This window comes from Priestia sp. SIMBA_032 (assembly GCF_046535215.1).
GTDB classification, from domain to species: Bacteria; Bacillota; Bacilli; order Bacillales; family Bacillaceae_H; genus Priestia; species Priestia aryabhattai.
Window position 1 is genome coordinate 1 of record NZ_JAWRXD010001595.1, and the last position, 235, is coordinate 235.

A 235-nucleotide genomic window follows, 5' to 3' on the forward strand; every position below is an offset into this window, starting at 1 on the left:
GCGCTCGCCGGCGCCGTGGCCACCCAGTCCGTCCAGGTCTGCGAACCGGGTTTCCTGCCGACACCGCTGCCGCGGACGTCGGGGGACGTGGAGTTGTCGGAACTGATCGCCTTTGTCGAGCACCCGATGCGGGCCTTCTGCCGCCAACGTCTGGGCATGTACCTGCCCGGTGACGACGAAGAACTCAACGACGTGCTCAGCGCCGACATCGACGGACTGGGCAAGTGGGCGATCG

General features: G+C 67.7%; 1 protein-coding gene. It reads left to right on the forward strand.

Features of this window, described 5'->3' with window-relative positions; all coding sequences use genetic code 11:
- On the forward strand, nt 1–235 hold a 235-nt coding region (locus tag SB717_RS39680; RefSeq protein ID WP_410908841.1), incomplete at both ends, for a hypothetical protein.